Origin of the sequence: Psychroserpens sp. Hel_I_66, assembly GCF_000799465.1 — a bacterium.
Lineage (GTDB): Bacteria > Bacteroidota > Bacteroidia > Flavobacteriales > Flavobacteriaceae > Psychroserpens.
Genome location: NZ_JUGU01000001.1, coordinates 3487060 through 3502521, shown reverse-complemented (window position 1 = coordinate 3502521; position 15462 = coordinate 3487060). Strand labels below are relative to the sequence as shown.

The 15462-nt window shown below is 39.7% G+C and carries 18 protein-coding genes; all 18 read left to right on the top strand.

Features of this window, described 5'->3' with window-relative positions; genetic code table 11:
* Positions 1–75 precede the first annotated feature (75 nt).
* The 18 genes from GQ40_RS15630 (at position 76) to GQ40_RS15550 (ending at position 15450) form a co-directional block, all read left to right on the top strand.
* Entirely contained in the window at positions 76–414 is a 339-nt protein-coding gene (locus tag GQ40_RS15630; protein ID WP_047550516.1) for a P-II family nitrogen regulator, read from the top strand.
* 84 nt (positions 415–498) lie between these two features.
* A complete protein-coding gene (locus tag GQ40_RS15625) occupies positions 499–1131 on the top strand; it encodes a cation diffusion facilitator family transporter (RefSeq protein WP_047550513.1) in 633 nt (210 codons plus the stop codon).
* Between the two features lie 2 nt (positions 1132–1133).
* Complete coding sequence (locus tag GQ40_RS15620; RefSeq protein ID WP_047550510.1) at positions 1134–1556, top strand: Fur family transcriptional regulator; 423 nt, start codon at positions 1134–1136, stop codon at positions 1554–1556.
* Between the two features lie 26 nt (positions 1557–1582).
* Positions 1583–1942: an STAS/SEC14 domain-containing protein gene (locus tag GQ40_RS15615; RefSeq protein ID WP_047550508.1), complete on the top strand. Its 360-nt coding sequence runs from the start codon at positions 1583–1585 to the stop codon at positions 1940–1942.
* A gap of 37 nt (positions 1943–1979) precedes the next feature.
* Positions 1980–2609, top strand: coding sequence for a hypothetical protein (locus GQ40_RS15610; protein WP_229719332.1), 630 nt, complete (start codon positions 1980–1982; stop codon positions 2607–2609).
* A 2-nt stretch (positions 2610–2611) separates the two neighbouring features.
* Entirely contained in the window at positions 2612–3415 is an 804-nt protein-coding gene (locus GQ40_RS15605) for a helix-turn-helix domain-containing protein (protein ID WP_231565587.1), read from the top strand.
* Between the two features lie 24 nt (positions 3416–3439).
* On the top strand, positions 3440–3799 hold the full coding sequence (locus tag GQ40_RS15600; RefSeq protein ID WP_047550506.1) for an STAS/SEC14 domain-containing protein: 360 nt from the start codon (positions 3440–3442) through the stop codon (positions 3797–3799).
* A gap of 4 nt (positions 3800–3803) precedes the next feature.
* Positions 3804–6365, top strand: a complete 2562-nt coding sequence (locus GQ40_RS15595; protein WP_047550503.1) for a heavy metal translocating P-type ATPase — start codon at positions 3804–3806, stop codon at positions 6363–6365.
* 45 nt (positions 6366–6410) lie between these two features.
* On the top strand, positions 6411–6845 hold the full coding sequence (locus tag GQ40_RS15590) for a Fur family transcriptional regulator (RefSeq protein WP_047550499.1): 435 nt from the start codon (positions 6411–6413) through the stop codon (positions 6843–6845).
* 250 nt (positions 6846–7095) lie between these two features.
* Positions 7096–7887, top strand: coding sequence for a cation diffusion facilitator family transporter (locus tag GQ40_RS15585; protein ID WP_047550496.1), 792 nt, complete (start codon positions 7096–7098; stop codon positions 7885–7887).
* A gap of 220 nt (positions 7888–8107) precedes the next feature.
* Positions 8108–9280 carry a M28 family peptidase gene (locus GQ40_RS15580; protein ID WP_047550493.1) on the top strand — a complete coding sequence of 391 codons (1173 nt, stop codon included), beginning with the start codon at positions 8108–8110 and terminating at the stop codon, positions 9278–9280.
* Position 9281: 1 nt separating this feature from the next.
* A complete protein-coding gene (locus GQ40_RS15575; protein WP_047550490.1) occupies positions 9282–10598 on the top strand; it encodes an APC family permease in 1317 nt (438 codons plus the stop codon).
* 11 nt (positions 10599–10609) lie between these two features.
* Positions 10610–10786, top strand: coding sequence for a hypothetical protein (locus GQ40_RS17770; protein ID WP_197052688.1), 177 nt, complete (start codon positions 10610–10612; stop codon positions 10784–10786).
* 64 nt (positions 10787–10850) lie between these two features.
* On the top strand, positions 10851–11897 hold the full coding sequence (locus GQ40_RS15570) for a multicopper oxidase family protein (RefSeq protein WP_231565586.1): 1047 nt from the start codon (positions 10851–10853) through the stop codon (positions 11895–11897).
* Positions 11898–12092: 195 nt separating this feature from the next.
* Positions 12093–12452 carry an STAS/SEC14 domain-containing protein gene (locus GQ40_RS15565; RefSeq protein ID WP_047550487.1) on the top strand — a complete coding sequence of 120 codons (360 nt, stop codon included), beginning with the start codon at positions 12093–12095 and terminating at the stop codon, positions 12450–12452.
* A 25-nt stretch (positions 12453–12477) separates the two neighbouring features.
* A complete protein-coding gene (locus tag GQ40_RS15560; RefSeq protein ID WP_047550484.1) occupies positions 12478–12744 on the top strand; it encodes a hypothetical protein in 267 nt (88 codons plus the stop codon).
* Between the two features lie 169 nt (positions 12745–12913).
* Positions 12914–13456: a hypothetical protein gene (locus tag GQ40_RS15555; RefSeq protein ID WP_047552061.1), complete on the top strand. Its 543-nt coding sequence runs from the start codon at positions 12914–12916 to the stop codon at positions 13454–13456.
* 32 nt (positions 13457–13488) lie between these two features.
* On the top strand, positions 13489–15450 hold the full coding sequence (locus GQ40_RS15550; RefSeq protein ID WP_047552059.1) for a heavy metal translocating P-type ATPase: 1962 nt from the start codon (positions 13489–13491) through the stop codon (positions 15448–15450).
* The last annotated feature ends 12 nt before the right edge of the window (positions 15451–15462 follow it).

Genomic DNA, 15462 nt, shown 5'->3' with positions numbered 1-15462 from the left:
GTTTGTTTATCGTCTTAATTAGTTAGTTAAAATTAAAGAACAGGCTCGGTTCAAAATCGATAAAAATAAATAATTATGAAAGAAATAAAAGCATTTGTAAAACCGAACAGGATACAAAGAATTATAGAAGCTCTGACTGATAACGGATTTAAAAGTATGACCCTGTCACAAGCAGAAGGAACTGGAGCTTTCAAGGCAAAAGGAGCTAAACCTTCACTCGATTTTCACGTAACAAACAGCCCTGTGGTAAAATTGGAACTCGTTTGCCAGAACGAGGAAGCACAATCTGCAATAGACATCATTCTCAAAAATGGCAAAACCCTAGATCCTGGTGATGGCATCATTTATTTGTCTGAGATTGAAGATGCTTTTCAGATAAAAACAGAGGAATCCTTAAAACAATTCAAAATTTAATTGTTTCGTAATTAATGCGTTGAAGAAAAATAATTAGGCTTAAATAGATAGCAAAAAGATACAAAATAATAGAGCCATAAAAATATGGAAACAACAAGAAAAACCAATTTAAAACAGGCCAGAACACTTCAAATTTGGAACGTCATTTATGACGTTATAGAGGTGGTCGTCTCGCTTATTGCTGGAATAACAGCAAATAGTTCCGCACTCGTAGGTTGGGCACTGGATAGCACGATAGAAGTGATAAGTGCTGCAACACTTGGATGGCGACTGCACGGCGAGCTCAAAGGCATCGATGAAGAAAAGGTAAAACGAAGACAAAAAATTACCTTGAACGTGATTGCAGTTTCATTTACGCTCATCTGTATTTTCATTTCCTATGATTCCATTACCAAGCTCATCAATAAAGAAACCGCAAGCTGGAGCACTTTGGGACTGGTCATATTATTGGTCTCGCTCGTTATCAATCCTATCTTGATATATTTTAAAAGAAAGTATGGCAAAAAACTGGAAAGTCCAGCTCTACTGGCTGATGCAAAAGACACCTTTATTTGTCTTTACCAGACAGTGGTCGTATTGACAGGATTGCTATTGGTCAACTGGCTGGAGTGGTGGTGGGCAGATCCTGTAGCGGCCTTGCTCATCGTTCCATACGCTGCAAAAGAAGGTTGGGAAGCATTTAACAAAGCAAAAAACATCAACTACAATATCACATAAATATGCAAGAAGTTGAAAAATTTTTAGAAAGCAAAGGCATCCGCCCTACGGCAATGCGCTTGATGACCTATAAACGGTTGGCGCAATTAAACGTGGCCATTAGCCTGGGCGAGCTCGAAAAGGATTTTGAACGCTCAGAAAGGAGCACACTTTTCCGTACTATGAAAACATTTGAGGAAAAAGGAATTGTGCACCAAATTGAGGATGGCACCGGCATTGTTAAATATGCCCTGTGTGAGGAAAATTGTGAATGTGAGGTCGGCAACGACCTTCACTTACACTTTCATTGCAATAGTTGCGGTGAAACGGTGTGCCTGACCGAGCATAAAATTCCGACAATAAACCTGCCCGAAGGCTATGTGGCAGAAGATATCAACCTTGTGGCAAAGGGAGTCTGTGAGAAGTGCAGCGATGACTTGGATTAAATATTTTGATTTAAAAAATTGGAACAATGATGACGATTTATAAAAATGAATGTAAGGTATATATGGTAGCTCAAAATAGATTAGATGCTACAGATTATGAAAATATGAAAACACAATTAAAAGACCATATACAAGAACATAATAAAGTGTACTGGTATATCGAGATGGAAAATTTTGAGGGTTGGTCCTCAAGTGCATATTGGAAAGGTATTGAACTCAAACTTCCAAAGGAGGAAAGATTAAAACGAGTCGCGTTGGTAGGAAACTTAGAATGGCAAGAACAATTTACGGAAGTTTTGATACCATTTACAAGGGCACATATTAAATTCTTTGGTCCAGATGAAAAAAAATTGGCCAAAGAATGGATAGAGAAAGAAATTAATTAAAACGAAAGAACTATTATTTACTATTAAAATCTGGGGAATGCAATTTACACTGGAAGCAGTGGATAATCCTCAGCCCAAATCCCCAAATGTAATAGTGCTCAATGGAAATCCTGAAGGACGTTTTGCAAGGGGTAAAATAAGTGAGGAGGATTTTAAAAAATGTAAAAATTGTTACGAGAAAAAAAATTGCGTTGCATTTAACCAAACGCTAAGAAAATTAGAAATAAAAAATATGAATACCAAGTTTATTAAAGTCTTTTTGCGATTAGCAATTTCAATCGGTTTTTTATCGGCGGTCGCCGATAGATTTGGAATTTGGAGCAAAGAAGTTTCTGTTTGGGGAAATTGGGACAGTTTCTTGAGTTATACCCAAATGATCAATCCTTGGATTCCGAATTCATTAATACCAACAATCGGACTTTTGGTAACCATAGCCGAAATTGTTTTTGCGATTTTCTTGATAATAGGGTTTAAAACGGAACTGTTTGCAAAATTAAGCGGGTTTCTACTGTTACTATTTGCTGTTTCAATGACTTTTTCAACTGGAGTAAAAGGAGCGCTTGACTTTTCTGTTTTTAGTGCTTCTGCCGGAGCTTTTGCTTTGAGTCTTATGAAAGAAAAATATTTAGAATTGGACAATCTGATTTCTAAACCTATAAATAGCTGAAAATGAAACCGCCTAATGGCATACATAATCAAAAAAGAGGAGGGCTGAACAGGCAAGGACTTCTTATTGCTATTGTTTTAGGGTTTGCGGTGGGCATAATCATTATACAGCCATTGGGCATTTCCCTATTCCAGTATGACCAGAGCGGTGATACGGGCAATTGGTGGTATTTGTTCAAAAATGCAGTTGGGCAAGCTCTCGGGTTTGGCGATGTGGACCAAATCCTAAAAAATATCCTGTTTGGTATTATGGGAAGCAGTCTCGCCCTGATGTTCTATACAAGAAAAACAATATTTCAACTAAATAGGGAGAAAGTCGGAATAACCTTGATAAGGGAATTATTGGACAAAGGTGAAAACCACGAGGTAGAATTCAAAAGCACCTTGCGGTGGGACCTTCGACAAGGTAAGGTTAACAAAGCTTTGGAAATGGTGGTGGCGAAGACCATTGCAGGATATATGAATACCGAAGGAGGCCACTTGATTATTGGGGTAGATGATGAAGGCCGTATTCTGGGGCTCGAACAAGATTATGGTACTTTAAAGAAACCAGACAAGGACGGGTTTGAACAGTATGTAATGCAGTTGGTGTCTGTCAAGTTAGGCACCCATTTTTGCCCTTTGGCAAAGGTGGCCTTTTATGAATTTAAAGAAAAGGATATCTGTTATGTAAGGGTCTACAAATCGCAAAAACCCGTGTATTTGAACCTGGGCGACCGTTCTCATTTCTTTATCAGAACCGGGAACGGTACCCGGGAGTTGGATATGCCCGAAGCATTGGATTATATGAAAATTCACTTAAACTAATATAAATCCAATAAAAATTAAAAAATGATACAGATTATAAACATAGAAAAGGAAAACTTAATCGCTGCCAAAATCAACGGTAGAGTCACAAAGAAGGATGTTGAAAAAATTCATCCGCTCATTCACAATATCATCGAAAAAGGCCATAAAGTGGATTTTTATTTTGAACTGGAAGATTTTCACGGCTACGACCTACAAGGGTTTTGGGCAGATTTAAAGGTAGATGCTGCACACCTATCAGATTATGGTAAAATGGCATTTGTAGGCGAAAAAAAGTGGCAGAAATGGGCAGCCAAGGCTACCGATTTCTTTACCGGTTCAGAAGTCAAATATTTTGACCTTCAGGATAAGGAACAAGCAAAAAACTGGATAAAAAACAACTAAGGATATGAAAAAACTAAAAATCAAAATTCCCGTAATCCTTCCACAGGTACCGGACGAAAAAGATGCCTGCATCAACAGGCTCATCGACAAATTAAGTGGACGTGAAGGTATTGACAGTGTGCACATATCCGATGAAAAACCGGACAGTGTACCGCAACTCTGTTTTCATTACGACCCCGATATCATTTCACTTGATAGAGTACAGTCCTTGGCAGAAACCACGGGAGCCCAGATCACAGATAAATTTGGACATAAGTTGGTAGAAGTGGAAGGGATACGCCACACCCGTCACGCCCGAACCATCGAGAAAGCAGTCAAGGAGGTTGATGGGGTTCTCGAAGTTTCTGCATCCGCTTCTGGAATGATACGTGTGGAATTTGACAAGGGCATTACAGGATTTGGGGCTATTAAAAAGAAAATAGAAAAACAAGGGCTTACCATTATTGAACCTTCCGTTGATACAGAAACGTATTTACAAAAGATGGAAGTTTCCAACGGTGAAGAAAAATCCGAACATACTCAGGACAAGGAAGAAAAGCAACACGTCGGCGAGAGCGAAGACCACGTTCACAAAGACGGCGAAGAACACGACCACAACGAGGATGAAGGCGAGGCACACGCCCACGGCGGTATTTTCGGAAAGAACACCGAACTTATTTTTGCCATCATTTGCGGTGCCCTTCTCGGAATAGGTTTCGGATTGTCCTACGTGGACTCGATACCGGATTGGGTCAGCTTGTCCCTCTACATAGGCGCCTACTTTTTTGGAGGTTATTTTACCGCGAAAGAGGCCATACAGACAGTGGCCAAAGGTGGTTTTGAAATCGACTTTTTAATGTTGGTCGCCGCCATCGGTGCCGCTGCTTTGGGCGCTTGGGCGGAAGGTGCCTTGTTACTGTTCCTTTTTAGTCTGGGGCACGCCCTTGAACATTATGCGATGGAGAAAGCCCGAAAATCTATTGCGGCACTGGCAGATTTAGCACCGAAAACGGCCTTGCTAAAAAAAGATGGGAAGACCAAAGAAGTTGGTATTGAAAAGTTGAGTAAAGGCGATATTATTGTAGTTAAGCCAAACAGTAAAATATCTGCCGATGGCGTTGTTGTTGATGGTAATAGTAGTGTCAACCAAGCCCCCATTACCGGGGAAAGTGTCCCAGTAGATAAAGTTCCTGTGGAAGATTCCGCCAAGGACTATTCAGAGGATGATGATATAAAGGAAGAAAACCGAGTTTTCGCAGGAACTATTAACGGCAACAATACACTTGAAATTAAGGTAATTAAAGAGGCAAAGGATTCTACACTGTCCCGATTGGTAAAATTGGTGAACGAGGCCCAGACCCAAAAATCGCCCACCCAGTTGCTTACCGATAAATTTGAAAGATATTTTGTTCCTTCCGTACTGGTATTGGTAGTGCTGTTGCTCTTTGCTTTTTTGGTCGTCGATGAACCGTTTAGTGCCAGCTTTTATAGGGCTATGGCCGTATTGGTAGCTGCCAGTCCCTGTGCCCTTGCGATTTCGACCCCGAGTGCGGTATTGAGCGGTGTTGCACGAGCGGCCCGTGGCGGGGTACTTATCAAAGGGGGTCGCCCTTTGGAAGACTTGGGGGTTATTACCGCCCTCGCCTTTGACAAGACGGGTACACTGACCGAAGGAAAACCCAAGCTTACCGAAGTGGTCCCGCTTGGCGATATTTCTGAAAACGAACTTTTAAAAATAGCTGTAGCCGTAGAGAATCTAAGTGACCATCCTCTGGCAAAAGCAGTGGTTCGAGATGGCAAGGAACGTTTGAAAGGCGAGGAACTACCTGATGCGACCGATTTGGAAGCCGTGCTTGGCAAAGGTATAAAAGCGTCATTGGGCAATGACAAAATCTATGTCGGTAACCTCGACCTGTACGAAGGGCTTGATGAGAGCACCCCTTCCGAAGTGATAATAACGAAAGTCCGTGACCTCGAAGGTGGGGGAAATACTACGATGCTTATTCGGAAAAACCAAGAATATATAGGTGTTATTGCCCTAATGGATACCCCTCGCGAAGCTGCCAAGGAAACCCTCAAAAAATTAAAGGAAATCGGTATCAAACGTATGATAATGCTTACTGGCGACAACCAAAAGGTTGCCGATGCCGTGGCGAAAGAAATAGGATTGACCGATGCTTGGGGGAGCTTGTTACCAGAGGAAAAAGTGGATGCCATAAAAGAGCTAAAGGAAAAGGAATCCAAGGTGGCAATGGTAGGCGATGGTGTAAACGATGCACCCGCAATGGCGAACAGTACCGTGGGCATAGCAATGGGAGCGGCTGGAAGCGATGTGGCTTTGGAAACGGCGGATGTTGCCCTAATGGCCGACAAGTTGGAAACCCTGCCTTTTGCGATTGGCTTGAGTAGAAAAGCAAAAGCTATTATCAAGCAGAACCTTTGGGTAAGCCTTGGTGTTGTGGCACTGCTAATACCAGCCACCATTTTGAGCTGGGCAAACATAGGAATAGCCGTGGCATTTCACGAGGGGTCTACCTTGGTAGTAGTGGCCAATGCGCTGCGCCTTTTGGCTTATAAAAAAGATTAGAAAAATTGGGACTTAGAAGAATCCAGTTTTTTGAAAGAATATTAAATGACAAACACGGAAAAAATATTATTTACCAAAGGGATACGCCCTACTGAAATGAGGTTGAAAATTTACAAATACCTCAGGAGGAAGACCTATGCCGTAACCTTAAAGGAAATGCAAAAAGTCTTTATCGCCAAAAGTGAAAAAAACAAAACGGCAAACAGAACCACCTTTTATCGCAATCTCAAGACTTTTGAGGATAAAGGGTTGATTCATCAGATTAATGATGGGACCGGAGTGGCAAAATTTGCGATTTCCGATGAAAATGCCAAAGGTAAATACGGTACAGATTTACATATGCACTTTTATTGTACCAAGTGTGGAAAAACAAGCTGTTTGCCGAATAAAATATCGGAAGAAGGCTTACCAGACGATTATCAAGTGAGCGATGTGAACTTGGTGTTAAAAGGAATATGTGAAAGTTGTAGAAAAAAATAATAAGGATGAAGAAACTTCAGCAATTGACCAAGGAAATTAATGAATTGACATTGAGGATTGAGCAGGACTACCCCGAACTATACCAATATCTCGATGAAAACCCTATTACAATCCCTGATTGCGAAACACCAAAGATTTCCGTCAGCTCGTTTGTGGAATATTTGGATAGCTTGAAGTCAATCTTGGAAAGATATATAGAATCGCATAAACAAATGAAGCACTAAAGGAAAATTAATTCAGTAGTATATAAATGAATAAGACCACTTTTAAAATCAGTAAAATGGACTGCCCTTCGGAAGAGCAGATGATTCGGATGAAGTTGGAGGCTTATGCTCAAGTCAAACATTTGGATTTTGATATTCCCAAAAGAAAATTGGAAGTATATCACGTGGACGGTATCAATGCGATACAGTCGTCTATAGCCAGCTTAAAACTTGGGGATTCCTTAGAGGGAACCATAGAAGCCGAACCACCTGTAATAGAAGACCAATCCAAACAAAAAAAGATTCTCTGGTGGGTCTTGGGTATCAACTTCGGTTTTTTCGTTATCGAAATGACCACAGGTTGGATATCTGGCTCAATGGGACTTATTGCAGATTCACTTGATATGCTGGCAGATTCCATCGTGTATGCACTTAGTCTATTTGCAGTTGGCGGCGCTATTTCCAGAAAAAAGAAAGTGGCGAAATTCAGCGGCTACTTTCAGATGGCATTGGCAACGCTTGGGTTTGCAGAGGTCTTACGAAGGTTTTTCAGCAATACCGAAACACCCTTGTTCCAATGGATGATAATCGTTTCAATTTTCGCATTGGTAGGTAATCTGATTTCGCTCTGGCTTATCAACAAAACCAAGAGCAAAGAGGCCCATATGCAGGCGAGTGCCATTTTTACATCCAATGATATCATTGTAAATGGTGGGGTTATACTGGCAGGGATACTCGTCTATTTTCTGAATAGTAAATGGCCCGATTTGGTAATTGGGGGCATCGTTTTCACATTTGTGATGCGCGGTGCCATAAGAATATTAAAACTGTCGAAATAGCTTTAGGAAAGCCTTGAAATAGAAAAGTAATGAATAAACAAGAATAGTTGGCTTTGGGTAGTAGTGTTGGGATTAGCAGCTTGGACGGCACATTGGAGTGAGGACAAATTATTCAAAGATTACCAAAATAGGCTCAATGTATTGAATGAAGACATTAATTCAAAATATAAGGTTTTGAAAACGTGAAGAAATTATTGTCTATAAATATAACTAAAAACATATGAAAACAAATGTAAAAAAATTTACAGCTTTATCGCTACTGCTTCTCTTTTATGGTATTTCATTGGCTCAAAATCAAAATGTTCAAAATATCTTGAATGATGTAAAAATAGATTCAATGACATTTTTCGTAGCGCAACTCACTGGAGAAGAACCTGTCATTATTGGGGGCAACCCAGACATAATTATTTCACGACATAAGGACCATCCTGGTAATGAAAAAGCTTTTCAGTTCATTAAAGAAAAGTTCCAAGCCTATGGGCTTCAAATGGATTCCCTACAGTTCAGTTCAACTGGAAAAAATCTCTTCGGAATAAAAGAAGGAACTGTTTATCCCGATGAAAAATTTATTATCGGTGCTCATTATGACAATGTTGCGGGTGTGCCAGGAGCTGATGATAATGCCAGTGGTACAGCAGCGGTATTGGAAGCGGCAAGGGTCTTTTCTCAATACGATTTCCCATATACCATTATTTTTGCATTATGGGATGAAGAAGAACAAGGGCTCATAGGTAGTGGTGCTTATGCATCTTCTGCGGCGGCTTCAAACGAAAACATTCTTGGATATATCAATATGGATATGCTTGGATGGGACGGTAACAACGATAATGTTGCCGACATCCACGTAAGGCCAGTTGCTTCCTCTCTTGCACTCTCGGATAAGGCAATGGTCGCAAATATTGATTATGATATTGGCTTAAGTTTACATTTAGTAAATCCAGGTATTTCGGCCACGGACCACGCGTCATTTTGGAACAATGGATTCAGTGCTATTGGAATTAACGAAGAATATGACGGCGACTTTAATCCCTTTTGGCACACACCGAACGATACCCTTGGACAGTTTAATATCCCATTTTATGAAAAATGTGCAAAGTTGGTATTTGCCACTTTGGGGGAATGTGCATTTTCATCAACATTAGGATTGAACAATACTACTGTACAAAGAAAGATGAACCTTTATCCTAATCCGGCTTCAAATACAATCTATATTGATTCTACGGAAAAAATTGAAGGAGTGTATGTATATAACGCGCTTGGAGTCCAAGTTGGAAATATCTACTTTGATAATACTTCTCAAATTGATACAAGTACGCTTGCCGACGGATTATACTTTTTTCATATAAAGACTCAAAACAGCATTTACAATCCAAAAATAATTATACAACATTGATATGGCAGAATTAAAAAAATCATTGGGAACACTTCGCCTTACCTTTTATGGTGTAGGTACTATTGTGGGAGCAGGAATATACACAGTAATCGGTGCAGCTGCTGGACAGGCAGGCACAGACCTTTGGTTGAGTTTTATTTTTGCCGCAATAGCGGCAAGTGTTTCTGCGATGTCGTATGCAGAGATGTCCTCTACTTATCCAAACGCCGGTGCGGAATTCATTTTTGTAAGGAAGGCGTTTCCTAAAATAGACATTCCGTCTTTTCTCACGGGTTGGACGGTTGCATTCCACAGTTCGGCCACCATTGCCGCTGTGCTATTGGCTTTTTCAGGATATTTCAATACCTTTTTTGAAGTACCAGGATTATTGATAAGCTATGGTGTCCTATTATTGCTTGCCTTGATAAGCATTACTGGCATCAAGAAATCATCCACCGCCAATATCATTATGGTTAGCATTCAGCTCTTGGGGTTGTTCATTCTTATTGCGGTCGGACTTGCCGAAACTGGCCCGCCAAAAGCAGCATTTTTTAAAGTTGAGTCCTTTTCCGGTACTTTAGCGGCTACCGCAACTTTATTTTTTGTTTATACTGGTTTTGAGCATATGGCATCTTTAGGTTCCGAGGTAAAGAACCCTGGCAAGACAATACCTCGTGCCTTTCTATTAACAATGATTTTTACAACCGTTATCTATTTGCTCATATCGTTTACGGTACTCAACATTGCCGACCCGTCAGAATTGGCAAAAGTGGATTCGCCACTGTCACTTGCGGCATCCAATCTCAACAGTTGGTTGCCTGTTGCCTTAGCTGTTGCCGCACTCTTTGCCACGGCCAATGCCGCATTTAGTGGCATCATTTCCATAAGTAGATTATTGTTCGGAATGGCAAGCGTGGGCGAGCTTCCAAAATTTATGACCAAAGTTAATGCCCAAAAAGTACCTTGGGTAACCACATTGGTAGTTATGGCTGCGGTCGCTTGTTTTCTATTATTGGGCGATATAAAAATTGTAGCTGGTATGTCTTCTTTGGGCGCACTGCTTGTGTTTGTAGCCGTAAATATTGCACTCATTGTTTTGCGTTTCAAAGCACCCGACAAAGAAAGACCCTTCAAAGTTCCCTTATCTATTGGAAAAGTACCGATACTGCCTATTTTGGCAATATTCATCAGCCTTTCTCTGGTAATTCAATTTGACTGGGAAGTTTATGTTGCATTTGTCGGTGCGATTATAGTGGGCATTATCTTGGACTATTTTTTGGACAAAAAGTCAAAAGATGAGATAGACCCTGAAAAAGAAAAAGAGTTGTTTAACCATTAAAAGAGGAAACTATGGATTGGATGTTCGAAGACTTTAAAACCGACCTCGATGGCTTAAACCCCAAAGTACGTGAAAAGGCATTGGAAATTGCGAAAGAGCTTGTCGAAAAAAAGGACCTGCCAGCAAAAGATGCCTTACAAGAAGCTATTACAAAAGCCGAAGAATGGTTTTACGATTTAGAAGGATAATAATTATTTGCACTTCCATTGCAACTGTTGAACACGTAAACAAAACCAAGAAATTGTGACTATTATGAAAAAAAATAAAACAAATTCAAAAATTATAGGCGAAGAAAGCCAAATGGACAGAAGGAACTTCATCAAGCTTGGCAGTTTAGGTGTTACTGTTATGATTACTTGGCCACTTTTAAGTTCTTGTAATGGTTTCGCTTCTAAAAATGACAATAAAACAAACCCCTATTTCCAAGCAGATGTCGATATTGAATTAACGGCAAAAGAGGCTAAAATACAATTATTCCCAGGGAGCAAGACTAATGTATGGATGTTCGATGCAAATTTAAAAAGTGGGGATAAAACCGCACTGCAAAAATTTGGCGAGAGTTATTTGGGCCCTGTAATTCGCGTAAAGAAAGGGCAGAAAATAAGAATCCGCTTCAAGAATCAACTGCCCGAGGAAAGTATCGTGCATTGGCACGGAATGCACGTGCCCGAAAAAGATGATGGCCATCCTAAAGATGTAATAGGAAATGGGGAAACCTATATCTATGAATTTGAGATAATGAACCGTGCTGGTACTTATTGGTTCCACCCGCACCCCCACGGACGTACTGGTCCACAAGTTTATAACGGTCTTGCAGGGCTTTTTATAGTTACGGACGATGAGGAACAACAATTGAAGTTACCATCTGGCGAATACGATGTTCCCATAGTCATACAAGACCGTCAGTTCGATGACAATAACCAATTGGTTTACCTAAACCGCGGGCGTATGGATAGAATGAACGGCTTTTTGGGAAACCGTATTCTTATTAATGGAAATCCGGATGGGGAACTTTCCCTTCAAAGCGGATGCGTCTATCGACTGCGTATTCTCAATGGTTCCAATTCACGCTTTTATAAGTTGGCGTGGGAAGATGGCAGCCCCCTTGTTATTATAGGCAAGGATGGAAGCTTGCTGGACAGCCCCATATCAAAACCCTATGTAATATTAGGTGTTGCAGAACGAATGGATGTATGGCTTGATTTGAGCAATAAACCTCAAGGTTCCCGAATGATTATGAAGAGTTTGTCCTTCTCGCCTGGAATGATGGGAATGATGAGAAATTATAAAATCAGTTAATCACTTAAATTATAAAACTATGATGGATAATATGAACACGGATGGTTTCTGCTGGATGTGTGCTGCTATGTGGCTTGGCGGAATTTTGCTGATTGTTGGATTTATTTGGCTGGTAATTTGGCTAATAAAAAGAATGAAAAACCCAAAATAAGATGGAATCTTTTATTAATGGTAATTAATTAAAAATTATATAAAATGTTACAAATAATCGAATTAAAAGAAAAAAATATTGTTGCAACAAAAGCTTCGGGCAAATTGAAAAAAGAAGACATAGAAAAAATCCATCCACTTATCCACGCTATACTGGATAAGGGAATGAAGGTTCGTTGGTATTTTGAGATGGATAATTTTACGGGTTGGGACTTGCCTGGTTTATGGGAAGACCTGAAAATGGACACAGCCCACGCCACGGACTATGAAAAGATTGCTATGGTAGGAGATAAAAAATGGCAGAATTGGATAACCCAATTTATGAAACCTTTTACCAACGCCGATATTAAGTATTTCAATTTAGACCAAAAGGAAGAGGCCAAAAGTTGGATTGAAAGCCTGTAAAGTTTATAACTGTAAAAGACAAACGATGAATAAAAAAAACATTCTTATTACCATTTTAATTGGGTTTGCAGTAGGTGTTTTTATCCTTCAACCTTTTGGGATAACAATTTTCACGTTTAGCAGCCAGAATTATGAAATTAATTGGTGGGATTATTTAATAAATAATTCCATTGAAATTTTGAATATCAATGGGAATCAAATTTTCGAGAATATTCTGTTTGGGCTATTAGGTGCCAGTTTGGCGCTGATGTATTATTTCGGTAAAAGAGAAAAGGATATAGATAATAAGTAGCGGTAACTGGTTATGTGAAAGAGTGAGATTTTTTATTTAAAATAAATTAAGTGAAAACTTAATTAATAGCAGGCAGCTTTTATGATGCTTTTTAAAGCAAAATGATTAATAGCATTAAAAGCAAAAGTAGAAGCTGCTTTTTTTAATTATACAATTAAAGATGGATATTATGAATGTTAAACATTGTATTTTAATAACCTTATTGGTTTGTTATTATACGGCAAACGCCCAAAAAATTTATACAACTGAAGAAGGTCATATTATGATGATGACTTTGGTTGATGATAAAGCCGTCAAGGCAGAAAGCCATAAATTGGCCTTATATCTTGATTATGATTCCAAAGTGGTTAATGGTGTACTCGACCTTAAGACTTTATCAACAGATAGTCCTAAAATCAATACCATTTTACAACAGCGGGAAAACCCTTTAATACTACGGTTTACTGGCACAATTCCATCACAGGATTTTTTATCAAAACGGCACGACCCTATCAACTTTAATTGGCTGATAGATGTTACTTATCAAGGGAAATCCTTTAAATCACAATTTAAAGCAACCATTACCCATATAGAACAAGGAGTAAGTATGTCCTGCCTGATAAGTGCAACCGGACAATTATTGGTTTCAAATACTGGTTTGAATTCCTTAATAGAGGGTATCGATGATACCATAGAGGTGCAGTTTGCCCAATTGGTGTTGAGATTGGAATAACTGTAAATTTGAATAAAATTATAATGGAATTAATGAAAAAAAAGAAACTGAATTTAAGAGATTTAAATAAAACTTCATCCGATAATCACAAGCGCAATGATGGCCACAACCATAGCAGTCCGGAAAGTATAGGGAAATTTAAAATTTATGTACCAGCAATTTTCAGCTTTGTAATGCTGATTATTGGTATTGCGATGGATTATTTTGACGTAACTTTTTTTAAAGATTGGATACGTATTGTCTGGTATGCAGTCGCATATCTTCCAGTAGGTTTTCCTGTGATAAAGGAAGGTTGGAACAGCATTAAAAATGGCGATTTCTTTACCGAGTTTTTATTGATGTCCATCGCAACCATAGGTGCATTCGCCATTGGCGAATATCCCGAAGGTGTGGCAGTAATGTTGTTTTATGCGGTAGGCGAATTGTTCCAAAGTGCCGCCGTTAAAAGAGCCAAGAGAAGCATCAAGGCATTACTGGATGTAAGACCTAATGAAGCCTTGGTCTATAGGAACAACAACTATGTTTCTGTAAATCCCGAAATCGTTGCTATTGGCGAAAAAGTGCAAGTCCGTGTAGGAGAAAAAATCCCTTTGGATGGTATTTTATTGTCCGAAAAAGGCTCGTTCAATACCGCAGCATTAACGGGCGAAAGCAAACCTGACACCATTGCAAAAGGAGAAAAAGTATTTGCAGGAAGCATCAATCTGGATGGCGTTATTGAAATTGAAACGACCAAAGAATTTAAGGATAGTTCCATTGCACGTATTCTCGATATGGTGCAAAACGCCACCGCACGGAAATCAAAAACCGAATTGTTCATTAGAAAGTTCGCAAGAATCTATACACCAATCGTTGTCTTTCTTGCGATTGGATTGACTTTTATACCCTACTTTTTTGTGGACGATTATGTCTTTAGCGATTGGTTGTATAGAGCCTTGATTTTCTTGGTTATTTCCTGTCCTTGTGCATTGGTTATCTCTATTCCGTTGGGTTATTTCGGTGGATTGGGAGCAGCTTCAAAAAATGGAATTCTCTTTAAGGGCGCATCCTATTTGGACGAAATGACAAAGATAACTACCGTTGTAATGGACAAAACGGGAACCGTGACCAAAGGTGTTTTCAAGATTAAGGAAGTGGTAAACAGTTCCGATTTCTCGGAAGCAGAATTTATGCAGTACCTGATGGCAATGGAAGAACAATCTACCCATCCAATAGCTAAAGCCATATTAGAATATAAAGCCGAGGGCGCGGATTTAGAGGCTACAAATGTTTCTGAAGTTGCAGGAAAGGGCTTAAAGGGAACGGTAAATGGTAAGGCTGTTTTGGTAGGGAATAAGGCTTTGATGGCCTCAAATAGCATCGAAGTTCCATCTGCAACCAATGGCATTATGGAATCAATTGTAATGGTTGCTATCGACGGAAAATTTGCGGGCTATGTTACCATTGCGGATGAACTAAAGGATGATGCACACCAAGCCATAAAGCAAATCAGGGATTCTGGGATTTCAAAAATCATTATGCTTTCGGGCGATAAGGATTCCATAACCCAACAGGTCGCAAAAGAATTGGGTATAGATTGGGCAAAAGGCGGGTTATTACCAGAAGATAAGCTCAACGAAGTCGAAGAGCTCAAAAAGAAACCCGATACCAAAGTAGCCTTCATAGGCGACGGCATCAATGATGCACCAGTATTGGCAGCAAGCGACGTAGGTATCGCGATGGGTGGTTTAGGAAGCGATGTCGCCATTGAGACAGCGGATGTCATCATTCAGAATGACCAACCGAGCAAAATTGCGAGAGCAATTAAAATTGGTCGTTCTACTCGAAAAATTGTATGGCAGAATATTGGTTTGGCTTTCGGTGTAAAAATTGTAGTACTTATTTTGGGCGCAGGCGGATTGGCCACGATGTGGGAAGCTGTTTTTGCAGATGTTGGTGTGGCGTTGTTGGCTATATTGAATGCAGTACGGTTGCAGAAGTTAAAATGGGAATAAAAGAACTTAATA